The organism is Saccharopolyspora antiqui (assembly GCF_052246905.1).
GTDB lineage: Bacteria > Actinomycetota > Actinomycetes > Mycobacteriales > Pseudonocardiaceae > Saccharopolyspora.
This window is the reverse complement of the sequence record NZ_JBQQBO010000020.1, coordinates 27,447-49,940: the sequence shown is the minus strand read 5'-3', so window position 1 is coordinate 49,940 and position 22,494 is coordinate 27,447. Positions and strand designations below refer to the sequence as shown.

Below are 22,494 nucleotides of genomic sequence, written 5' to 3'. Positions count from 1 at the left end.
GTCATGCGCGCCCGCCACGCGTGCTACCGGTCGCGCGGGGCGATTTCGCGCATCAGTAGCGGTCGACGTCGATGATGGCCCTGGCGAAGTCCTGCGGGGCTTCTTGCGGCACGTTGTGGCCGATGTCCTTGAGGATTCGGTGCGAATACTTGCCCGTGAACTGCTTGCGATACGCCGCTCCGTCCGCGGCGGCGCCGTCGAAATCACTGGCGATGGTGATCGTGGGCACGGTGATGACCGGAGATTCGGCGAGTTTCTGTTCGAGGGAGTCGTATTGCGGCTCGCCTGCGGCCAGACTCAGCCGCCAGCGGTAGTTGTGGACGACGATGCTGACGTGATCCGGGTTGTTGAAGGATGCCGCGGTGCGTTCGAAGGTGGCATCGTCGAATTTCCACTTCGGCGAGGCGATCGTCCAGATGAGCTTGTTGAAGTCGTGCCGATTCGCGCGGTAGCCGAGCACACCGCGTTCGGTGGCGAAGTAGTACTGGTACCACCACGCCAATTCGCTCGCGGGCGGCAGCGGCTGCAGGTTCGATTTGAGGTTGGTGATCAGGTAACCGCTCACGGACACCAGCGCTTTGCAGCGTTGCGGCCACAGCGCCGCTATCACGTCGGCGGTCCGCGCACCCCAGTCGAAGCCGCCGAGGATCGCCTTGTCGATCTTGAGGGCGTCCATCAGGGCGATGACGTCGAGGGCGACCGCCGATTGCTGGGCATTCCGGAACGTTTCGGCCGAGCGGAAGTTCGTGGTCCCGTAGCCGCGCAGATACGGAACGATCACCCGGTAACCCGCCGCTGCCAGCACCGGGGCGACATCGACGTAGCTGTAGATGTCGTATGGCCAGCCGTGCAAGAGAATTACCGCAGGACCATCACCGGGACCGGTTTCGGCGTATCCGATGTTCAACACACCGGCGTCGACCTGCCTCAGCGGTCCGAACGACATCTTCGTCCCAGCACCAGTCGGTGCGGAAGCAGCCGCGGGCGCCGAAGCGGGCATCGCTGCGCAACTGGCGAGCGAGGTTCCCGCCACCGCCGCCGCGAAAGCCTGCGAAAATTGCCTCCTGCTGATCATCTGGAATTCTCCTGCGAATTGTTCGTATTCGTGCGTTCAGCACGATCGAGCAGCACCAGCAAGGTGCCGCTCGATCGCGTATTGGCTCGTTTGTCGGGAGGGCGGCTCATGCCGCGAGTTCTCGGTGGTGCACGGCTGCGACTATAGGTACCCGGCGATCGGCTCGCGTCCGTCAGGTGACGGTGTTCGGGTACGTCACCGCGCAGCGCGCTAGGCGGAAGGCGGCTCGGTGCTGGGCCGCAGCACCTGTCCGAGCTCGGCGCGGGAGCTGATGCCGAGCTTGGGGAAGATCCGGTGCAGGTGCGTGCTCACCGTCCGGTGGGACAGGTAGAGCCGCTGACCGATCTCGCGGTTGGTCAGCCCCTCGGCGGCCAGCTGGGCGATGCTCACCTCGTGCGCGGTGAGCTGGTCGCGGGCGTCCGCGCTGCGCCGGGGGCTCGTCTCACCGGCGGCACGCAATTCGCCGCGCGCCCGCTCGCTCCACCGGATCAGCCCCAGTGCGTCGCAGGTCTCGCGGGCCGCCCGGAGGTGCAGGCGGGACTCGGCCACCCGGCGCTGCCGCCGCAGCCATTCACCGAAAACCAGCTGGATGCGGGCGCGTTCCAGCGGCCACCCGGTCAGGTCGGCAGCCAGCGCGGCGTGGAACAACCCCGCCGCGTCGTCGCCCTGCGCGAGGACGGCCCGCACGTAGCGCAGGCCGATGTGCAGCGCCGGTGACGGCGTCGACGACGCGAACGTCTCCAGTTCGCCCAGGATCTCGTGCATCGCGTCGGTCTGGCCGGTGCGGATGGCGGCTTCGGCGAGCTCTGCGATGGCATAGCCGCGCAGGGCGAGCTGGTACGCCGGGTCGGCGGGGTCGTGCATCCGCCGCAGGTCCGCGAAGGCGTCGGCGTAGCGCCCCTCGCCCAGCGCGGTCCGGCCGCGCGCCAACTGCACGGTGGCCAGCACCGGACGCGCGCCCGCCGCCAACCCGACCTGCTCCGCCTCCGCGGCCAGCCCCCAGGCCTGCTCGCAATCACCGCGCAGCGCGGCGATCTCGGCCTGCACCGCTCTGGCCAACCCGTACATGAACGGCTGGTTGGTCTCCTGGGCGAGTCGGCTGGCCTCCTCCGCGGCGGGCAGCGCCACCACCAGGTCACCGAGGCGCACCGCACTCCACGCCTGCACGGCCAGCGCCCGCGTCAGCAAGCCGAGCCTGCCCTGGGCGCGCAGCCCGGACAGCGCGGCAGCGGAGAACCGCGCCGACAGGTCGAACGCCCCGACCTGCAACGCGGCGCTGCCCAGGAAGCGTTCCACCTGCGGGTCCCCGCCCGAAACTCCGGCCAGTTCCCGGAGGTTGGCCAGCACCGCGCCGCCGCGCTCGATCGGAGCGACGTACGCCGAGATGGCCACCATGCGCGGGTCGCGGTCGTCGATGGGCAGCCGGTCCGCCACGGTCATGAGGTGCTGCCGGGCCACCGGGCCGGGCTCGGTCCAGAAACAGCGCATCCCGGCGCCCCACAGGATGCGCATGGCCAGGTCGACATCCCCGTCGGCGGCGACCGACTCGGCCAGCCCGGCGAGCTCCACCGGCCCCGTCGTGTCGCCGCGCATCCCGTCGTCGAAGCTGCTCAACAGCCAGGTGCCCTGCGCTCGTTGCCGTGCCGAGAGCTCCAACGTGGCCGCCTCGGCCAGCAGGCGTTCGACGACGTCCCGGCGGCCCGACTCGACTGCGAGGTCCGCCGCCCGCAGCAGCCGTTCGGCCCGCCGAGCCGGAACATCGCTGCACCGCGCCGATTGCTCCAGTGCCGCGACGGCCGCGGCGACGCCGCCCCGGCGCTGCGCGCGGTCCGCGGTCAGCTCCAGTTCGACGGCGACGCTCTCGTCCCTCCCGGCGGTGGCCGCCGCTCGGTGCCAGGCCCGCCGGTCCGGCTGCCCGCTCAGCACCTCGGCCAGCGCGCGATGGGCCGCTTGCCGTTCGGCGGCGTCCGCCGAGTGCGGGATCGCCGCGCGCATCAGGGGATGCCGGAAGGTCAGCGTGCCAGGACCGAGTTCGATCAGCCGGGCTTCGACCGCTGGCGTCAGAACCGCCACGTCGACCGCTGTCCCGAGTGCCGCTGTGGTGGCTGCCAGGGTCTCGGCGATCGAGCCGCTGTCGTCCAGCGCGGCGATCAGCAGGCTCGTGCGGGTCTCGGCGGGCAGTTCCACCACGCGGGCGGTGAACGCCCGTTCGAGGCGGACGGTCAGCGGCAAGGTGGTGGGCAGCAGCCGGTCGCCGCCCAGCCTGCGCACCGCGTCGGGCAGTTCCGTAAGCGCCAGCGGATTACCGGCCGCCTCCGCCAGCAGTCGCGACCGAACCGGCGCTGCGAGGTCGGGCGCGACCGCATCGAGCAGTTCGGCCGCGGTGTCCTCCGGCAGCGGCTCGACCTGCATCGAAGGCAGTCCCGCTTCGTCGAAGCGCGAGATCGCGCCGTCCCGCGCGGTCAGGATCAGCACGATGGGCTCGGACTCCAGGCGGCGCGCCACGAAGGCGAGCACATCGGCGCTGGACCGGTCCAACCGGTGGACGTCCTCGGCGATGAGCACCAGCGGCGCGTCGGCGGCGGCCTCGGCCAGCAGGTTCAGGGCGGCCAGGCCGACCAGGAAAACGTCCGGCACCGCCTCATCGGTGAGACCGAGCGCGGCCCGCAGCGCAGCGCCCTGCGGGCCGGGGAGTGCGTCAACACCCGCCCGGATCGGGTGCAGGAGCTGGTGCAACCCGGCGTAGGGCAGCTGCGCCTCGGACTCCACGCCGATCGTGGTGAGCACGCGCATCTCGGAATTCGCGGCACGCGCGCCCACCTCGGCCAGCAGAGCCGACTTCCCGATACCGGCCTCGCCTCGAATGATCAGGGCGCCACCGCGATGGCGAACCCCGTCGATCATTTCGAACAGTCGCTTCGTCTCCTGCTCACGCCCGAAGAGCGACATCCCCCCGCTCCAAACCCTCATCACCGTGCAACCGCGCCAACCGCGCTGCTTGACCGCAGGCTATGGCACGCCGCACCCGGCCACTGACCGGGACCTCACCAGCCGCGTTGGCGCCACTCGTCGATGTGTGGTTTTTGTTCGCCGAGGGTGGAGTCGTCGCCGTGTCCCGGGTAGAACCACGTGTCGTCGGGGAGTTCGGCGAAGATCCGATCCACCACGTCGTCGATCTGTACATCTCACGGCGAGCTGGACCGACATCCTGCAGACAACTGAACCGACATTTGACAGCAAGATCCACCGACAGGTCGAGGAGCTGCTTCCTGCTATTGCAGAGTACGAGCGCGTGATGCTGGGGAACGGCTTCGGCGCGGTGTTGGCCGCGACCATGTACCTGCGGCTCGCCACCCTGCGCAGTCGACGGGGCCACCTAAACATGTCAGGCGGCCCCGTTTGAAAATTCTTACCAGCCGCGTTGGCGCCACTCGTCGATGTGTGGTTTTTGTTCGCCGAGGGTGGAGTCGTCGCCGTGTCCCGGGTAGAACCACGTGTCGCCGGGGAGTTCGGCGAAGATCCGATCCGCCACGTCGTCGATCAGCGACCGGAAGTTCTCCGGCGAGGAGGTCTTGCCCACCCCGCCCGGGAACAGCGAGTCGCCGGTGAACAGGTGGGGGTGGCCGGTCGGGTCGCGGTAGAGCAGCGCGATCGAACCCGGGGTGTGGCCGCGCAGGTGGATCACCGACAGCTTGGCGTCGCCGACCTCGATGGTGTCGCCGTGCTCCACCAAGCGGTCCGGCGGAACCGGCAGCGCCTCGGCATCCGCCGGGTGCGAGACGGTGAAGCAGCCCGTCTGACCGGCGACCGCCCCGAGGGCCTGCCAGTGGTCGGCGTGCTGGTGGGTGGTGACGATGGTGCGCAGTCGCGGGCGCTGGTCGTCGTGGCCGAGCAGGTCGGCCAGCCGTTCGGAGTCGTTGGCGGCGTCGATCAGCAGCGCGTCCCCGGTGCGGCGGCACACCAGCAGGTAGGCGTTGTTGTCCATCGGGCCGACCGAGATCTTGGTGATGGTCAGCGCGTCCAGCTCGCGGCGCGCCGCGGCGCCGCCTGGCTCGACGTGCCCGGTGTACTGTCCTTGAAGCTCCACGGAGGCGAGCCTAACGCGCGGTTTCCCCGTTCCGGCGCAAGATCCGCGGTGTCCGGGTTTTCACAGGTCAGGCGGACGCTGTCTTGGCTGGCACGACCAGCGCGTAGATCACCAGCACGGACAAGGCGATCACCAGCAGCGACCAGACCGGGAACGCGGCGAGGAACGCGATGTGGCCGATCGCGCACAGCGCGGCCAGGACGATGCCAGCCACCCGTGCCCACATCTGCCCGAGCAGGCAGCCCACGCCGACCACGGCCTGCACGACGCCCAGCGCGAGCCAGATCCAGCCCCACGTGGTGAAGTCGAAGATCAACAGCTCGCCAGCTGCGACCAGGAAGTAGTCGGGCCGGAACAACGAGGTCAGGCCGCTGATGATGTCGAAGATGCCGACCAGCACGATCAGCGTACCCGCGAACGCCAGCCACCCCGACGTCCCGGCCGTCGGCTGCGCGGGGGCCATCGCCCAGCGCTTCTGCTCTTCAGGTGCCTTGGTCTCGCCTTCAGGTGCCTTGGTCTCGGCCTTTTCCTCGAAACCGGGCCCGGTCGGTGGACTGGACATCGTGAACGCCCCCTCCACGTGCTCGATGGCATGTCCAGCACCAGAGTCGCGCGTTCGGGTCAGTCGTGCAGCTCGGCAGGGGGACACCGGCATCGCGCATCGAGGGGCCAGCAGCAGCGCGTGGAGCTGCGCGAGAAGAACCGACCGCTACAGCCAGGCGGGCAGTTCGGGCACGTCGCCGTCGAGGCGTTCCGGCCCGTTGCGGCCCAGCAGCCAGCCCAGCATCGGGCCCGGCGCACCGCGCACCCGACTCGGCGGGGCGGTGGTGCCGCGCAGGTCCCAGCTCCGCCGGTGATCGCCGAAGTCGACCTCCACGGACAGCGCCGGGACGTCCGGGCGACCGCCGAACTGCTGCACCGCGTCCTCCAGCAGCTGCTCCACGTCCCGCTGCGGGATGTCGTCGAAGCCGACGCCCCGGTCGAGGTCGATCAGGTGCACCCACACCTCCAGCAGCCGCAGGCGCAGCAGGTGGTGCGCGGGCATCGGATCGCCCACCGCGTCGGCTATCTCCGCCGTCCACGCGCTGGCGGGCAGCGTGCGAGCGCCGTGCTCGAACCGGTCGCAGGAGGCGGCCAGGTCCTCCAGCAGCAACCGCCGACTGCGCGTCGCGCCTTCGGCGATGGCTCCGTCCCGGTCGTCGCCGCTGGCGTACATCGGGTGCTCGATGCCGGTTCGCGCCCAGATCAGCAGGTTCCCGAAGCCGTCGGCGTTGCGCGCCAGGTGCGTCATCACGTGCGCTCTGCTCCAGCCGGGCAGCAGGCTGGCCTGGCGCACCGCGAGCTCGTCGAGCTCGGCGACGGTGTCCAGCAGCCGTCGGCTGGCGCGTTCGATGGCGGCGAGTTGGGCAGTGACCTGGTGGGCGAGTTGCGCGGCGGCCGCGTACTGCGCACTGCTGCGGCCACCGCTCCCGAGAGCGATGTCAGCCATGGGTCAACCTCTGCGTGAACGAGGGGAGCTCGCGAGCGGTGAAGCATCGAGCTTAATTGCGCAGGCCACAGCGGCGACAGTGCCCATTCCGGGGGAATTTGCGTATCGTCGGAGCGTGGCGGTCGACCTCCGCGTAACTCACTCGGACGAGTTACGGGAAGGTGATTGCCGGACTGCGCGCCGCACGCGATCCGGGACTGTCAGGGGCCCCGAATAGCATGGACGGGCGACGTCGCGCACCCGCCGATGCATCGTTCGAGTCGGCGCGCGTCCACGTCAACGCCAGAACTTTTCGCCAGAACTTTTCGAAGGGATCACTGTGGCTGACCGCCTTGTCGTTCGCGGCGCCCGTGAGCACAACCTGCGCGGGATCGACCTCGATCTGCCCCGAGACAGCCTGATCGTTTTCACCGGGCTGTCCGGCTCCGGGAAGTCGAGCCTGGCCTTCGACACCATCTTCGCGGAGGGCCAGCGGCGCTACGTCGAATCGCTGTCCGCCTACGCCCGGCAGTTCCTCGGCCAGATGGACAAGCCCGATGTGGACTTCATCGAGGGCCTGTCCCCGGCGGTGTCGATCGACCAGAAATCCACCAACCGCAACCCGCGGTCGACGGTGGGCACCATCACCGAGGTCTACGACTACCTGCGGCTGCTGTACGCGCGGGCCGGCAAAGCGCACTGCCCGACCTGCGGTGAGCCGATCAGCAAGCAGACCCCGCAGCAGATCGTGGACCAGGTGCTGGAGATGCCCGAACGGGCCAAGTTCCAGGTGCTCGCCCCGGTGGTGCGCGGACGCAAGGGCGAGTACGTCGACCTGTTCGAACAGCTGCAGTCGCAGGGCTACGCGCGAGCCCGCATCGACGGCGTGGTGCATCCGCTGGAGGCCCCGCCGAAGCTGAAGAAGCAGGAGAAGCACGACATCGCGGTGGTCATCGACCGGCTCACCGTGAAGGCCACCGCGAAGCAGCGGCTGACCGATTCGGTGGAAACCGCGCTGCGGTTGGCCGACGGGCTGGTGCTGATCGAGTTCATCGACCTCGACGAGGACGACCCGAACCGGGAGCGGAAGTTCTCCGAGAACCTGGCCTGCCCCAACGGCCACCCGCTGGGCGTGGACGAGCTCGAACCCCGGTCGTTCTCGTTCAACTCGCCCTACGGTGCCTGCCAGGAGTGCTTGGGGTTGGGCATCCGCAAGGAGGTCGACCCAGAACTCGTGGTGCCGGACGAGGAGCTCTCGCTGGCCGACGGTGCGATCGCGCCGTGGGCCGGTGGGCACACCGCCGAGTACTTCACCCGGCTGCTCACTTCGCTGTCGGAGGCCGTCGGGTTCCGGATGGACGCGCCGTGGCGGCAGCTGTCCACCAAGGTCAAGAAGGCGGTGCTGCACGGCACCAGCGACCAGGTGCACGTCCGGTACCGCAACCGCTACGGGCGGACCCGCTCCTACTACGCCAGCTACGAGGGCGTGATCCCGTTCCTGGAACGGCGGCTGGAGCAGACCGAATCCGACTACGCCCGCGAGAAGTACGAGGGCTACATGCGGGAAGTGCCGTGCCCGGCCTGCGACGGGACCCGGCTCAAGCCCGAGATCCTGGCCGTGACGATGGAGAACGACGACCTGGGCGAGCTCTCCATCGCCGAGGTCAGCGCGCTGAGCGTGCGCGACTGCGCCGGATTCCTCAACGGGTTGGTGCTGGGGCCCCGGGAGCAGATGATCGCTGGGCGGGTGCTCAAGGAAGTGCAGGCGCGGTTGGGTTTTCTGCTCGACGTCGGGCTGGACTACCTGTCGCTGGACCGCGCGGCCGGGACGCTCTCCGGTGGCGAGGCGCAGCGCATCCGATTGGCCACCCAGATCGGTTCGGGGCTGGTCGGCGTGCTCTACGTGCTGGACGAGCCGTCGATCGGCCTGCACCAGCGGGACAACCACCGGCTGCTGGAGACCCTCAACCGGCTGCGGGACCTGGGCAACACGCTGATCGTCGTCGAGCACGACGAGGACACCGTGCGCAGCGCGGACTGGGTGGTCGACATCGGACCCGGCGCGGGGGAGCACGGCGGCCAGGTCGTCCACAGTGGACCCTACAAGGAGCTGTTGGACAACAAGAAGTCGCTGACCGGTGACTACCTCGCGCGGCGCAAGCAGATCCCGCTGCCCGGGGTGCGGCGTGCGCGCGACCGCAAGCGGCAGTTGACGGTGGTCGGGGCGCGCGAGCACAACCTCCGCAAGATCGACGTGGCGTTCCCGCTGGGGTGCCTGGTGGCGGTCACCGGGGTGTCCGGTTCGGGGAAGTCGACGCTGGTCAACGACATCCTCGCCGCGGTGCTGGCGAACAAGCTCAACGGCGCCCGGCAGGTGCCCGGTCGGCACACCAGGGTCCGGGGCTTGGAGCTGGTGGACAAGCTGGTGCAGGTCGACCAGTCGCCGATCGGCCGCACCCCGCGCTCGAACCCGGCCACCTACACCGGCGTGTTCGACAACATCCGCAAGCTGTTCGCGGCGACCGCCGAGGCGAAGGTGCGCGGCTACCTGCCGGGCCGGTTCTCGTTCAACGTCAAGGGCGGCCGGTGCGAGGCGTGCGCCGGTGACGGCACGCTGAAGATCGAGATGAACTTCCTGCCGGACGTGTACGTGCCGTGCGAGGTGTGCAAGGGCGCCCGGTACAACCGGGAAACCCTGGAGGTGCACTACAAGGGCAAGACGATCGCCGAGGTCCTCGACATGCCGATCGAGGAGGCCGCGGGGTTCTTCGAACCGATCACCGCCATCCACCGGCACCTGAAGACGCTGGTGGACGTCGGGCTGGGCTACGTCCGGCTGGGACAGCCCGCGCCGACGCTCTCCGGTGGTGAGGCGCAGCGCGTGAAACTGGCCAGCGAGCTGCAGAAGCGGTCCACCGGCAAGACGGTCTACGTCCTGGACGAGCCGACCACGGGGTTGCACTTCGAGGACATCCGCAAGCTGCTCGGCGTGATCAACGGCCTGGTGGACAAGGGCAACACCGTCATCGTGATCGAGCACAACCTCGACGTCATCAAGACGGCGGACTGGGTGCTGGACATGGGACCGGAGGGTGGTTCCGGCGGCGGCAGCCTGGTGGCCGAAGGAACCCCGGAGGAGCTCGCCGAGATCGAGGAGAGCTACACCGGCCACTTCCTCGCCCGCGCCCTCGCCGAAAGCTGAGCAATAGCGCCTCGGTACCCGTATCGGGTGCCGAGGCGCTGCCGGTCGCAAAGATCTTGCTGGAGCCCGATGTTGGGCCGGTGGCTCGACGCGTCACAGCTCGGGAAGCGCCACCTCGACGCGCTGGAGCCCGCTGGTGAACAGGCGCCGATTCCTGGCTGGAGCCGCTGGGGTCAGCTCGCACGCCGAGCAGCGCGGCGAAGTGGCCGTTGGATGCCCTGCGGCGGCTGGCACTCGGATTAGCGCAGTCGCTCGGCAAGGCGTGCCTGGAACGGTTCGTAGTCGTAGTCGGGGAAGATTTCGGGAAAGACTCGCAGCATGTTCCGCAGGCCCTCGGCCGCGAACTGGAAGTCCATGTTCCGGCCGTCCACATCCGCGAACAGGTACTGCCAGCCGTAGGTTCCCTTGGTCACCAGGAGCGCATCGAGGTATTCGCAGTAATCCAGGTCCAGCTGGTAAAAGCTGCTGGTTCCGTTGTAGAACCACACCTGCGGGGAAGCCACGCCAGGCTGGATCCGCAAGCCCGCCAGAGTGCCACCGCCGCCCTTCGGATGTTCATCGAACGGCCGCAGCTCTTCGCACAGCTGCGCTTCGAACTCGGTGCTCTCTTCGGTCTCCAGATCCTCGGCTGTTGCGAACATCGCGGCGCCGAGATGGCGGACTGAGAACTCCCCCGTCAGATACATGTCGCCGCGCTCGATGCCCCAGTGACCGGACACCGCTTCGAAACGGAGGAAGCACCGGTCCAGCGTCGGGTCAAGGGCCACGCCGGGGAACTCCTCGGCAATCAACGTGAGGGTGGCCGCGGCGTCTCCGACCTCCCTCTCGACTGGCCCCCGCTGCTCGTGCAGGACCTCAACTTCCGGAGCACGCGAAAGCTCGTCGAGCATCCCGACGTACCGGCGCTCGTAGTCAGTGAGCTCCGACAGTTCATGAACCATCTGATCGATCCCTCGGAAACTTGTTGTCTTGCTGGTCCAAGCCAGCGAAGGGTTTTGGGCAAGACGCGGCAATCGTATGGCGTGGATCATCGGCACAAGTGGTGCGCTCCCGGCGGCCGCCGCCCCGAACCTGTCCGAGCGCTCGGCGAGACAGACGAGTTCCCAGGATCCGCATGGAATTTCGCGCAGCGCAGCGACCCCACCGCGCTCGGAACTGTCGTCGAGTTCGATCACGCCGAGCTCCCCGGGGCGAGTCCCGCTCCCTTCCGCGCCCGCGCCCTAGCCGACACCTGAGCCACCAAGCGCGTCCTATGGTCGTGAGTGCGAAATCCGGATCAAACCGTTTTTCGCACTCACGACCCTCCGTGCCCGACGGCGGCTGACCTCGTCCCCGCATGCCCTGTTCTTGCTCGGCTGCGGGACGAAACGCGAGCGATCATGTCGGCTGGTGGCGTTCCGGTTGGCGAGGTCGCCACGCGAGCCGCGATCAGAATCGGTCGGAAAGATGTCATTGTCCGCAGGGAGCCCGCTCGATTGCTTGCGTTGGTGGGGGAAGGGGCACTTCGCCAGGTGGTTGGCGACCGCGAGACCATGGTCGAGCAGCTCCGGGACTTGATCGAGATGAGCGAGCGGCCGAACATCGACCTGCGAATCGCGCCGTGCGGAAGTGGCTGGAACCCGTCGCTAGAGGGTGGATTTTCGCTGATCAAGCAGGATTTGACCCATGGCGTTGGAGAACAGGCGGTCCGGGTTGTTCGTGCACGAGTACGACGACGTCGCCACCTACGAGCAGGCAGTGGAGCACGTGACTCGGGTCGCGCTGAATCCGAAGACCTCGAAAATGCTGCTACGCAAGACTGCCAAGAGCGTGGCGGCTGTGGATTACTGATCAGTGCATGTGGCGCGAGGCCAGCCGGAGCCAGAACCTGCCAACGTGTGTCGAGTGGTCGTGAGTGCGAAAGCCGGTTGGAGCCGGTTTTGGCACTCACGACCAACGCGGCTCCGGTCGTGCCCGGTTTGTTACTTCGTGTCACTAGGTTCGGGGCATGGCGCAGAACGAGCACTCGGTGTTCAGCAGCTTGATCGTGCAGGCCTCGCCGGAGGCGGTGTTCGACGTGCTGGCCGATCCGCGAAAGCACTCGCTCATCGACGGCTCCGGCACGGTGCAGGGGGAGTTGAGCGGTCCGGAGCGGCTGGTGCTCGGCTCGAAGTTCGGGATGCGGATGCACCGGGGCGTCGGCTACCGGATGACCAACACCGTGGTGGAGTACGAGGAGAACCGCCTGATCGCGTGGCGGCATATCCTGCCCTGCCGCTGGCGTTACGAGCTGGAACCGGAAGGCGACTCGGCCACCAAGGTCACCGAGACCTACGACTACGCGACGATGCTGCCGAAACTGGTGACCCGCACCGGTTTGCCCAAGCAGAACTTGGCATCGATCGAAGCCACCTTGCGGCGCTTGAAGTCCTACGTGGAGGACAACCAGGCAGAACCGGTCTGACCTTCGCCCCGAGCCGTCACGGGCAGGGACCGATCTGCTGCTGGACGTTCCCGCAGTACATTCTGACCTGGGTATTCGCCTGGCCGCCGACGATGCGCACCACCGCGATCGCCTTGCGCTCCGGGACCTGCCCGTTCTCCGAGTCGTAGTCGATGCGGCCGCTGATCCCGCCGATGACGGCGTCGTCCTCGCTGAGCCGGGCGATCCCGTACCAGACGGCCTGGCCGTTCAACGGCGTGGTCCCGAGCTCAGCCTGCCCGTCGACGACTTTCCGCACCGCCTGCCGGACGACGTCGACGGCGTCGAAGGCGAGCATCGCCCGCCCCACCAGGCCGTCGGTGCTCTGCTGCTCCCGGACGCCGGTGAAGTCGACGTAGTCCAGCACGACGTCGTCGGGCAGTTGGCGGTCCAGCAGGAACTTCGTCGTGTCGTCCCCGGCCATCAGGTGCGGGTAGTTGTCCACGCTGACGCACTTGTCCCGCACCGCGCTCAGGTAGTTGCCGAACCGGTCGGCCCGTCCGGCGAAGAACGCCAGCGATTCCGGGCCGCACTGCACGGAATCCACCGGGATGGAGTCCCGGAAGTCCTTCATCTGGACCGAATTCCCCTGAATCGAATTCCCCAGAGTCGAATTCCCCAGGGCCCGCTGGATGTCCATGGCCAGGTTCGCGCTGTAGATGTCCCCGCCGCTGTAGTAGACGGTGACGGTCTGGGGCGGGCGCGGCTGGCCGTTGCCGTCCTGTTTCAGGTTCCGCACGTGCTGCGCGACGACCTCGGCCTCCCACGCATTGGTCGGTCCGACCTGGTGGTAGAGCTTGCTCAGGTTGGGAAAATCATCGGCCGAGGTCACGGTGCCCACCGTTGTCAGCCCGTTGCGCCCCAACTCGCTGATCGACCTGCCGGTCTCACCCCAACTGCCGCCGAGCCCGACGACCGCCACCACCGGGGCTTCGGAAGGGCGGGCGGCGAATTCGACGATCCGATCGGCCACCCGTTCGCTCTGCTTCATGGTCGCGCCGCCGTTGGCGAGCACGACCCGGATCGCGACGCCGCCGTCCAGCCGCGCCTTGGCCTGCGCTTGGGCCAGTCCCTCCAACTCCGCCGCGACGCCGTCCAGCGTGGAGGAGTCGGGATCCCGGCCGGTCAGGGTGCTGAAGTAGACGATCGTGACGTAGGGCATCGTGTCGTCGAGGTCGCTCTTGTCCTTGGCCGCGGTGTTCTCCTCGGCGATCCGGCGCTGCGCGTTGGTCAGCCGTTCGCGCAGGCCGTCGTCCGCGATGTCGCTGGAGAACTGGAAATCCGAATCGGCGATCCCGACGCACTCGTCCCCGACCGACCACAGATCGGTGTTGGTCCATGGCCACCAACTCCGACCGCAGTGGTGGTAGTACTGCTGGAGGTAACCACCGGTACCGCCGAGGACCAGCAGGATTACCAACAGGATCGGCACCCGCCGCAGCATTCTGGAGTGCTTCAGCGGCAGATTCGTCAGGCCCAATGCATGTCCGGGTTCGTCATCCACAACAGCCGGTTCGTCGGCCACCCGCAACGTCACGTACCAGGCGGTGTTCGAGCGCTTGCGCCGGGCCTCCTGCAGCTTCTGCGGCCAGTTGTCGAGGTTGATCGGTACGCTCGGCGCCTCGTCGTCCTGCAGGGGCTGCTCGCCGCTGCTGATGATGAGCAGCGGATCCGGCGTGCCGGTTTCGTTGCGCACGTCGTTGAACAGCCGGATCAGCACCTTGCCGACGGTTCCGTCGCCCAGATTGCGCAGCAGCAGCACGGGATAGCAGTCCTTGGGCACCCACCGCCACCGCCACAGCCGCCTGGCGTAGGCGTCGGCGAGGTCCGTCAAGAACGCGTGCACCAGGAGCTTCCGCACCTGCTCGGCGTTCTCCCAGCGCGAGGGCGTGGAGATCAGGCGTTGCGCGAAGCTGGGGAAGTCCGCTGACTCGCGGGGCGAGAGGTAGCGCTGCCGCATGAACCAGCGCGTGACGCGTCCCCGGCGCACCCACCACGCGTAGTACAGCGGGAAGAACGCCAACGACAGCACGAACAGGTACCAGGGCAGGTTCTGCGCGGCCGACTCCCAGGTCGCGGCCTGGTGTTGGGACTGCTGCTTGGCGCGCCTGGGGCGGCGGCTGCTGAGGTATTCGCGCAGCAGCTGCCTGGTGTTCGCGTTGGGGGCGTGGGTCAGGTTGGTCGGCGACAGGTTCTTCTTCAGCAGCCAGCTCAACAGCGCGTACCGGCGGAAGCGCAGTCGACCGATGCGCGGCCAGGAGTTCGCCTCCCGCAACCCGCGTGCCGCTTCGTCGAGGAGGGTGCGGATCTGCACCGACTTCTGCCGTTGGGCTTCGGCAGGGGCGCTCCCGACGTCCAGCACGACGTGCGGCACGACGGTGCCGAGGTGGTCGGATAGCTGGTCGATCAACGTGGCTGCGTCATTTTCCCGCAGCAGGTGGACGATCGGGTGGTCCGGGATCTTCTCGACGCGGCGGCGTCTGATCCACCGCTCCCCGAGACGCGATGGGAGCTGCGAGACAGGTGTTCCCTGACTCACCGGCGCTTCCGTCATCGAACACCCCTTGCCACCAATCGATCATTCGAGGTGACGTTACCGGCCTGAGCGAGGTTTCGAACCAGGTTCGACCAACTCGCCCGCCGCAGCAGCACATCGTTACGCCCCTCAGCCGACCGGGACCACCTGGGCAGGCGCGCATCGTCGATGAAACGCGACTCGGTGCTTCACCTCGGTCTTCCTGCCACCCCCGGGCGGGTTTGCCAGGGGTGGGGGCCGCCGAGGGGCCGGTATTCGACGCCGAGGGCGTCCAGGCGCGGTAGGTGGTGTTCGACCAGGCGGCGCCGGAAGTCGGGGAGGTCGCGGTCGCTGGTCCAGGCGGTCTCGGCGAACGCGGTGAGCCGGGGGAAAGCCGCGTAGTCCACGCGGCGGGGCGTGTCGAGCTGTTCGGTCCAGACCTGCGCCTGTAAGCCGAGCACGTGCTCGGTCGACGGTTCGTAGGCGTAGACGTCTTCGAGCGTGGTCAGGTAGCCGACCGGGATCGGCTCGTCGGGGTGGTCGGCTTGCCGGTGGTCGAAGTAGAGGCGCCGTTCGGGGCAGAGCACCACGTCGTGCCCGGCGGCGCGGATCGCGATTCGTTCGTCGCGCCAGACCGCGACGATGGTCTCCGGTGGCAGCGGATCCACCGAATCCAGGATCTCGTCCCAGCCGGAGGCCCGTCGGCCGCGTGCCTGGATGTGCTCGATGAGGGAACGCAGGAACCGGCCGTGCGCTGGGGTCGCGCCGGGGACCTCGTCGCCACCGACGCAGATCACCTGGGATGGGAAGACGTCCATCAGGTGGTCCAGGACGGCGCGGTAGAACTCCAATGTGGACGGATCGGTGTTGAGGATCTCGGCGCTGACCCCCCAGGAATCCCAGACCTGCGGGCGCGTGCCGGTGCCGAGCTCCGGGTAGGCGGCGATGGCGGCCTGGCTGTGACCGGGCACGTCGACCTCCGGTACCACGGTGACGTGGTGCCGGGCCGCGTGGCCGACGATCTCCCGCAGGTCCTCGACGGTGTAGTAGCCGCCGTGCGGGCGGTCGTCGAACTCGGGCGGCTCACCGCGTCCGACCATCGACCGCCGCCGCCAGGAGCCCACGCGGGTCAGTTCGGGGAACCGGGGGACCTCGACGCGCCAACCCTGATCGTCGGTCAGGTGCAGGTGCAGGATGTTGAGCTTGTGCATCGCCAGGAGTTCGATGAACCGGAGCACCTCGCGCTTGGGCAGGAAGTGCCGGGCCACGTCCAGGTGGCAGCCGCGCCAGCCGAACCGCGGCCGGTCCTCGATCCGGCCGCACGGCAGCAGGCACCGTCCATAGTGGATAGGCGCGGACCGGTACGCGGCCGGGTCGAGCAGTTGCCGCAGGGTCTGCGCGGCGTGGTGCGCACCGGCCGCGTCGTGCGCGACGACTTCCACCCCGTCCGGGCGGATTTCCGCGCGGTAGCCGCCGGGCACCGACTCCGTGCGGTCGGTGCGGAACTCGATCGTCGGCCGCGCCGCGTCCGGCAGCGGCAGCCCGATGGCCGCACCGACGTGCTGCCGGAACCAGTCCGCCGTGGTGGGTTCGCCGCCGACCGTGGTGCCCTGGTCGAGTTCGAGCACCCCGGTCGCGGGCACCACCAGCGACGGGCGCGGCACCAGCGAGTCCCAGCTCATGCCAGTTCCGCCTCTCCGCGATTCACAGTGGTGGTGGCGTCCGGCTCAATCTCGCGTTTCGCGGTTTCTCGTGGCTGGCTTGCGTCACGGTCCCCTGAGGTGCGGTTGAGGAGTACTGGGGTTGACACCGGGCTACTCATCCCTTCACCGCCCCGGCCAGCCCGGACACCAGGCGCCGCTGCACCACGACGAAGAAGATGAGCACCGGGATCGTCATCAGCGTGGACCCCGCCATGATGGCCCCCCAATCGTTGCCCTCCGGGGTGAAGAACACCAGGATCGCCATCGGCAGCGTCTGGTTCTCCGTCGCCGAGATGATGAACGTCTTGGCGAACAGGAAGTCGTTCCAGGCGTGGATGAACGACAGCACGCTGGTGGCCACCAGACCGGGTGCCACCAGCGGGAACAGCACCTGCCAGACGAACCGGGTGCGGCTGGCGCCATCCAGCGTGGCGGCTTCCTCCAACTCGACCGGCACCGCGGCGACGAACCCGCGCAGCATCCAGATCGCCAGCGGCAGGCTGAAGGCGAGGTGCACCAGCACCAGCGAGCCGAGGTGGTTGAGCCCGAACACCGGGGCGACCGAACCGACCTCGCGCATCAGGAAGAACAGCGGAATCGTCAGCGCCTCCACCGGAACCATCTGCGCCACCAGCAACATCAGCAGCAGCACGACCCGGCCGCGGAACCGGAACCTGGTGAGCGCGACCGCGGCGAGGAACGACATCAGCAGCGACAGCAGCACGACCGCACCGGCCACCAGCAGGCTGTTGACGAAGTACCCGCCCAGTCCGTCCACTGTGAACACCCGGCGGAAGCCGCCCAGGGTCGGGGCGAACGTCCACGGGCGGGGATCGGTTGTCTGCAGTTCGCCTTCCGGCTTGAACGCCGACAACACCATCCAGTACAGCGGGAAGGCCACCACCACGGCGATCAGCACGGCAACCGCGTTCGCGGCGAGCAGCCGCGGCTTGCGCAACGCACTCATCCCAACGCCTCGCCCCTCCGCTGGGCCCGCAGGTAGCCCAACGTGATCAGCATGAGCAGCACGGTCATCACCACGCCGATGGCCGAGCCGAGCCCGTAGTTCGACCCGGCGAACGCCTCCTGGTAGGCGTAGACGTTGAGCACCATGTTCTGCCCGGCAACGCCACCGCCGTTGGTCATCACGTAGATCTGGGTGAAGATCTTGAAGTCCCAGATGATCGACTGGATGGTGGCGATCACCAGGACCGGGCGCAGCATCGGCAACAGCACGCTGCGCGCGGTCCGCCACACCGACGCCCCGTCCAGCGCGGCGGCCTCCACCATCTCGCCGGGAATCCCGCTCAGCCCGGCATAGGTGGTGACCAACACGAACGGGAACGAGCACCAGATCACCTCGGCGGCTACCAGCCCGAAGGCCACGAACCGGTCGTAGGTCCACGAGAAACCCACCGCGCCGTCCACCCCGACACCGGTCAGCACCTCGTTGACCAGCCCGAAGTCCTGGTCGAACAGGAACAGCCAGACCGTCGAACCGGCCACCGCCGGGGTCGCCCAAGCGCCCATCGCGGCCAGGAACAACAGCATCCGGGGCAGCGGGCTGATCCTGGTGGCCAGCACCGCCAGCGCGATGCCGACCGCCAGGCTGCCCACCACGCACACCAGGGCGAAGACGCAGGTCTGCAGCAGGATCGTCCAGAACCGGTCGTCGCCGAGCAGTGCCAGGTAGTTGCCCGCGCCGAGGAATTCCAGCGGCGCGCCACCGGAAGCCTGCGCCTGGCCGTACTCGTAGAGCGAGATCTGCACCAGCTGGTAGAGCGGGTAGCCCATCATGCCGACGAGCAGCAGCCCGGCCGGTGCCAGGTAGAGCAGGGCGGCCATTCAGCGGCCTTCGAAGGCGGTGTTCATCTGCTCGGCCGCGCCGCTGGTGGCCGCTTCCACGCTGGTGCCGGTGATGATCTGCTGCACCATCGTCGGCAGCACGCCCTGCGCGTCGATCTCCGACCACGCGGCCGAGGTCGGCACGAAGCGGGTTCCAGCCTGCAGCGTCGCCACGAAGGGCGCGACCGCCGGGTCACCGGCCGCGAGTTCCTGCTGCACATCGGTGAACGTCGGCAGGTTGCCCATCGCGGCGTACATCTTGCGCTGGTACTCCTTGCCCGCGAGCAGTTGCACGAACTCCCGGGACAGCGTCGCGCGCTTCGAGGACTTCAGGACGCCGAGCATGTTGCCGCCCGCGAAAGCCGGCGCCAGCGAGCCCGCGGTGTCGCCGGGCAGCGGCACGACGGCGTACTTCCCGGCAGCCGCACCGGCGTTGACCGCGGCGCGGTTGAAGTCGCCGCCGATGGTCATCGCGGCCTTGCCGGAGGCGAACGCCTGCACGCTCTGGCTGCCGGTCAGGTCCGCGCACTGCTCGCGCGGGCAGGCTCCGCCGCTGATCAGCGAGGCGTAGGTGGCGACGCCCTGGCGGGCGGCGGGCTGGTCCACAGTGGAGACCCACCGGTCGCCCTCGCGGCGGGCCAGGTCGCCGCCCGCGGCCCAGATGAACGGCATCAGCGCGTAGTGGTACTTGCCGCCGACGGCGATGCCGTACAGATCGGGGCGGGCGGCGCGGATCCGCTGCGCGGTGTCCGCGAGTTCCGCGATCGTGCGGGGCGGTTGCAGGCCGAGTTCGGCGAAGACGTCGGTGCGGTAGTACAGCGCCCGAATGCCGGTGTACCAGGGCACGCCGTAGACCTTGCCGTCGACCTTCGCGGTGTCCAGCACCGATGTGTTCAGGTCGGCGGATTCCGGCCACTGCGGGAGGTTGCCGGTGAGGTCCGCCAGGCCACCGGCGGCGACGTATCCGGCCAGGTCGGTGTTGCCGAACTCGGCGACGTCCGGGGCGCTGGCCGGGTCGTTGAACGCGCCGGTGAACCGCTGCGCACGGGTGTCCACCGCGATGTACTGCACGTCGACCTGCACGCCCTGGTGCTCGGCCTCGAAGCGGGCGACCGCCTCGTCCACAGTGGCCTGCTTCGGGCCGCGGTTGGCCTCGTCGAACAGCCAGACCCGCAGCGTGCCGGTCCGTTCGTCCTCGGCGGGCGCGGTCTGCTGGACCTGCGGAGGACCGCAGGCCGCCAGTAACGCGCCGATGGCCGCGACGGTGATGGCTTTCCATGCCCGCATGGCGTTCTCCGTTGCACTGTCCGCAGTTCCCGTTGTTGCGCTGCGAGCCCGTCCCGGTGCTCGTGCTGCGTGGCCCCTGCGGGAGTCGCAGTCCAGCTGCGCCGAACCCCGGCATGACGTGTCACCGATCCATCACGTCGGGGCGGTCCGCACGGGACGACGACTGAGCACCCGCGGCCGTGCTGACCGCGGGCGTGGGCCAAGCGGCTGAGCCACTTCTCAGCACAAGATCAGAGACAGGGCACTGAGCAATCGGATGGTATGGATCACGTCGCTCGATGGCAAGGTCTGAACCAATCTTCGCTCGGATGAGATCGTGTCGCTGCACCGCGCCGACCCGCTCGGGATCTAGGTTTTTGGCGTGAAGAACGGGAAAATCGTTGATTTCACAGATCGTCGCGGTGAGAACAGCAGCGGCATCCCGCTCGGGCTGGACCGGGCCCCGATGCGCGAAATCGTCCGGAGCTTCCAGGAACTCGGGCTCAACAGCATCCGGCTGCCGTTCTCCAACGAGATGATCCACGACGCGGCGATCGTGCCGGACGCGGCGGTGGCCGCGAACCCGGAGTTGCGCGGCAAAACCCGGTTGCAGGTGTACGACGCGGCCGTCGCCGCACTCACCGACAGCGGGTTCGCGGTAATCCTGAACAACCACACCAACACGACCCGCTGGTGCTGCGGAATCGACGGCAACGAGCGCGGCCGGGACGAGCAGGACCCGAAGGTCCGGGCGTGGTTCAACGATTTCGTCGATTTCCTGATCGCAGGCGACACCGACTTCGCCTACTGGCCGCTGGTCGGCTGGCACCAGAACCACCAGGGCAACGGCTGGGGCCTGGTGCACTGGGACGCGGCGGGCAACCGCATGTTCGTCGATGACGGCGACGACTGGCGGGCGTCGGCCTGGCACCGGCTGGCGAACGCGCCGACCGGTGCCGCCCGGCCCGCCGGCACGTGGTGGATGCTGAGCGTTGATCACGGCGATCTCGTCCAGTCGGCCCGGATGCGCGGCGAACCGGACTGGAATTCGGGCGCCCGCAAGACGGCCTGCCCGGACGGGCAACGCCTGATCGGGCTGAGCCACACGGGCTCGCGCGGCCTGTGCAGCAGCACCGGCGGCGCCGGTCAGCGGGATGCGGGCTACGAAGTGGTCCGCGACGAGCGGCACGTGACCGACGACTGGGCACCGGGCTTCACGAAGTTCCAGTGCCCACCGGACTCCTTCGTCATCGGCTACGCCACCCGCGGCGCGGACCTGTCGTCCATGCTGTGCGCCAAGCGCAGCGATCCAACCGGAACCACCGCCCGCACCGTCTGGTTCGACCGCACCGATGCCCGCCCACCGGAGCCGCACGGCGGCGAATTCGCCCCCGGCCACCACAAGGGACAGTGCGCCAACGACGAATACATCACCGGCGTGGCCTGGAGCGCCCGCGCGGACTCCCCACCCAAAGCCCCCGACGCCCTCCTCTGCCAACCCACCCATCCGAGCGACACTCGGAGGAAGAAGGAAAAATCTTGGGGTTAGCCGTGGAAGGTTAGGGCTGCGACCGAGGGGCAGTCGTAGCGGTCTTGGGTTTGGGTCAGGGCGCCGGTGTTGGGGTCGCGGGCCAGGCGGGTGATGGCGCCTGCGCGCTGGTTGGCCACGTACAGCGAGGTTTCCTCCGGGTCGAGGGTGAAGTGGCGGGGCCAGCTGCCGCCGGTGGGTGTGGTGGCCTGGAAGGTCAGGCCCGCGTCGTCGGTGGTGAAGGTGGCGATGTCGTCGTCGCCCCGGTTGGCGGCGTAGACGAACTTGGCGTCGCGGGACACCGCGATCTCGGCGGGGAAGTTCTCGCCGGTCGCATCGGGTGCGCGGCTGCTGAGCACCTGCCCGGGGGTGAACTGCCCGGCTTCCGGGTCCCAGTCCAGCACGGTGATCGTGGAGTTCAGCTCGGCGAGCAGGTACGCGCGGGTGTAGTTGAAGGCCAGGTGCCTCGGTCCGGTGCCCGCGGGTAGTTCCAGGTGCTGGTGCTGGGTGAGCTTGCCGGTGGCCGGGTCGAAGGCGTAGACGAACACCGCGTCGGCACCGAGGTCGACGGCCACCACCCACTTCTTGGTGGGATCGACCAGCACCTGGTGGGCGTGCGGTTCGGCACCGGGATGCTTGATGAGGTCGGTGGATTCGCCGATGCTGCCGTCGGCGTTGCGCCGGTGCGCGGCGACCGTGCCGTCGGTGTAGTTGGCGGTGAACAGGAACTCGCCGCCGGGGTGCACGGTGAGGTGCGTTGGACCCGCGCCACCGCTGGGCTGGCTGCCCAGCACCACCGGGTGGTGACCGGAGAGGTCCACCGCGGTGATGGTGCCCTGCGGCAGTTCGTTGGTGACGTAGAGGTACCGGTGGTCCGGTGACCAGGCGAAGAACGACGCGTCGGGCACTCCGTCGACGACTCCGGACGGTTCCAGCACGCCCGCCTCGTTGCGGATCGCGACCTCCAGACCCCGACCGGGTGGGGTGGCGGAGGTGTAGCTGCCGATGAGCGTCATCAGGCCCGCCTGGTGGCCCGTCGCGGGCGCGGCTGGCTGCGGCGCGGCCGCTGGGGTCGCCGGGGTGGCCGCGCAGGCGGCGCTCGTCGTGGTGATCGCACCAGCCGCACCGGCGACGCCGACCGCGCCGACCGCGCCGAGGAAGCGGCGACGCGGCATTCCGTTGTCCCGCACGATGTTCTCCCTGTTCGGTGGATGATCGCGGGACAGTCTGCCGCATCGCGCTGAAGTGGACTAGACCAAAATGGCCTAGTGCTCGGTGCTCACCTCCGGACCTGCCGTACTCGTCTCGGACGTGCCGTCCGACCCTCGCTTTCGAGGTGGCCGC

16 protein-coding genes and 2 pseudogenes are annotated in these 22,494 nt (G+C 68.6%); 5 read left to right on the top strand and 13 right to left on the bottom strand.

Annotation, left to right across the window (positions count from 1 at the left end; translation table 11 throughout):
- Window positions 1-52: 52 nt before the first annotated feature.
- From ACTWQN_RS27205 to ACTWQN_RS27180, 6 genes and pseudogenes are all read right to left on the bottom strand, one after another.
- Complete coding sequence (locus tag ACTWQN_RS27205; protein WP_443206422.1) at window positions 53-1,075, bottom strand: alpha/beta fold hydrolase; 1,023 nt, start codon at window positions 1,073-1,075, stop codon at window positions 53-55.
- Between the two features lie 210 nt (window positions 1,076-1,285).
- A complete protein-coding gene (locus tag ACTWQN_RS27200; RefSeq protein WP_443206421.1) occupies window positions 1,286-4,024 on the bottom strand; it encodes an ATP-binding protein in 2,739 nt (912 codons plus the stop codon).
- A 95-nt stretch (window positions 4,025-4,119) separates the two neighbouring features.
- Window positions 4,120-4,251: pseudogene (locus tag ACTWQN_RS27195) on the bottom strand (MBL fold metallo-hydrolase); the annotation flags it as partial.
- Between the two features lie 233 nt (window positions 4,252-4,484).
- Window positions 4,485-5,162, bottom strand: a complete 678-nt coding sequence (locus ACTWQN_RS27190) for an MBL fold metallo-hydrolase (protein WP_443206420.1) — start codon at window positions 5,160-5,162, stop codon at window positions 4,485-4,487.
- A 67-nt stretch (window positions 5,163-5,229) separates the two neighbouring features.
- Window positions 5,230-5,724, bottom strand: a complete 495-nt coding sequence (locus ACTWQN_RS27185) for a DUF7144 family membrane protein (protein ID WP_443206419.1) — start codon at window positions 5,722-5,724, stop codon at window positions 5,230-5,232.
- A gap of 147 nt (window positions 5,725-5,871) precedes the next feature.
- Complete coding sequence (locus ACTWQN_RS27180) at window positions 5,872-6,651, bottom strand: maleylpyruvate isomerase family mycothiol-dependent enzyme (protein ID WP_443206418.1); 780 nt, start codon at window positions 6,649-6,651, stop codon at window positions 5,872-5,874.
- A gap of 319 nt (window positions 6,652-6,970) precedes the next feature.
- Here ACTWQN_RS27180 and uvrA point away from each other — a divergent pair, with 319 nt between their 5' ends.
- Window positions 6,971-9,832, top strand: a complete 2,862-nt coding sequence (uvrA, locus tag ACTWQN_RS27175; RefSeq protein WP_443206417.1) for an excinuclease ABC subunit UvrA — start codon at window positions 6,971-6,973, stop codon at window positions 9,830-9,832.
- Between the two features lie 239 nt (window positions 9,833-10,071).
- Here the strand turns inward: uvrA and ACTWQN_RS27170 are convergent, their stop codons facing one another.
- Entirely contained in the window at window positions 10,072-11,007 is a 936-nt protein-coding gene (locus ACTWQN_RS27170; protein ID WP_443206416.1) for a hypothetical protein, read from the bottom strand.
- A gap of 87 nt (window positions 11,008-11,094) precedes the next feature.
- Between ACTWQN_RS27170 and ACTWQN_RS27165 the strand changes: the two are divergent.
- The 3 genes and pseudogenes from ACTWQN_RS27165 to ACTWQN_RS27155 form a co-directional block, all read left to right on the top strand.
- Window positions 11,095-11,478: pseudogene (locus tag ACTWQN_RS27165) on the top strand (Scr1 family TA system antitoxin-like transcriptional regulator); the annotation flags it as partial.
- Window positions 11,479-11,497: 19 nt separating this feature from the next.
- Window positions 11,498-11,662 carry a hypothetical protein gene (locus tag ACTWQN_RS27160; protein WP_443206504.1) on the top strand — a complete coding sequence of 55 codons (165 nt, stop codon included), beginning with the start codon at window positions 11,498-11,500 and terminating at the stop codon, window positions 11,660-11,662.
- A gap of 157 nt (window positions 11,663-11,819) precedes the next feature.
- Window positions 11,820-12,275 carry an SRPBCC family protein gene (locus tag ACTWQN_RS27155; protein WP_443206415.1) on the top strand — a complete coding sequence of 152 codons (456 nt, stop codon included), beginning with the start codon at window positions 11,820-11,822 and terminating at the stop codon, window positions 12,273-12,275.
- 16 nt (window positions 12,276-12,291) lie between these two features.
- Here the strand turns inward: ACTWQN_RS27155 and ACTWQN_RS27150 are convergent, their stop codons facing one another.
- From ACTWQN_RS27150 to ACTWQN_RS27130, 5 genes are all read right to left on the bottom strand, one after another.
- Window positions 12,292-14,847 carry a type 1 periplasmic-binding domain-containing protein gene (locus tag ACTWQN_RS27150; protein ID WP_443206414.1) on the bottom strand — a complete coding sequence of 852 codons (2,556 nt, stop codon included), beginning with the start codon at window positions 14,845-14,847 and terminating at the stop codon, window positions 12,292-12,294.
- A gap of 170 nt (window positions 14,848-15,017) precedes the next feature.
- Window positions 15,018-16,490: a beta-N-acetylhexosaminidase gene (locus ACTWQN_RS27145; RefSeq protein WP_443206413.1), complete on the bottom strand. Its 1,473-nt coding sequence runs from the start codon at window positions 16,488-16,490 to the stop codon at window positions 15,018-15,020.
- A 136-nt stretch (window positions 16,491-16,626) separates the two neighbouring features.
- Window positions 16,627-17,478, bottom strand: coding sequence for a carbohydrate ABC transporter permease (locus tag ACTWQN_RS27140; protein WP_443206412.1), 852 nt, complete (start codon window positions 17,476-17,478; stop codon window positions 16,627-16,629).
- Window positions 17,475-18,356: a carbohydrate ABC transporter permease gene (locus ACTWQN_RS27135; RefSeq protein ID WP_443206411.1), complete on the bottom strand. Its 882-nt coding sequence runs from the start codon at window positions 18,354-18,356 to the stop codon at window positions 17,475-17,477. Before ACTWQN_RS27135 ends, ACTWQN_RS27140 begins: the two co-directional genes overlap by 4 nt.
- Complete coding sequence (locus tag ACTWQN_RS27130; RefSeq protein WP_443206410.1) at window positions 18,357-19,643, bottom strand: extracellular solute-binding protein; 1,287 nt, start codon at window positions 19,641-19,643, stop codon at window positions 18,357-18,359.
- Between the two features lie 361 nt (window positions 19,644-20,004).
- Here ACTWQN_RS27130 and ACTWQN_RS27125 point away from each other — a divergent pair, with 361 nt between their 5' ends.
- Complete coding sequence (locus ACTWQN_RS27125) at window positions 20,005-21,171, top strand: cellulase family glycosylhydrolase (RefSeq protein ID WP_443206409.1); 1,167 nt, start codon at window positions 20,005-20,007, stop codon at window positions 21,169-21,171.
- On the opposite strand, the gene ACTWQN_RS27120 is transcribed toward ACTWQN_RS27125, so the two are convergent.
- Window positions 21,168-22,340 (bottom strand): lactonase family protein, encoded by a 1,173-nt coding sequence (locus ACTWQN_RS27120; RefSeq protein ID WP_443206408.1) that lies wholly within the window; start codon window positions 22,338-22,340, stop codon window positions 21,168-21,170. The two genes, ACTWQN_RS27125 and ACTWQN_RS27120, sit on opposite strands and share 4 nt — an antisense overlap.
- Window positions 22,341-22,494: the final 154 nt, after the last annotated feature.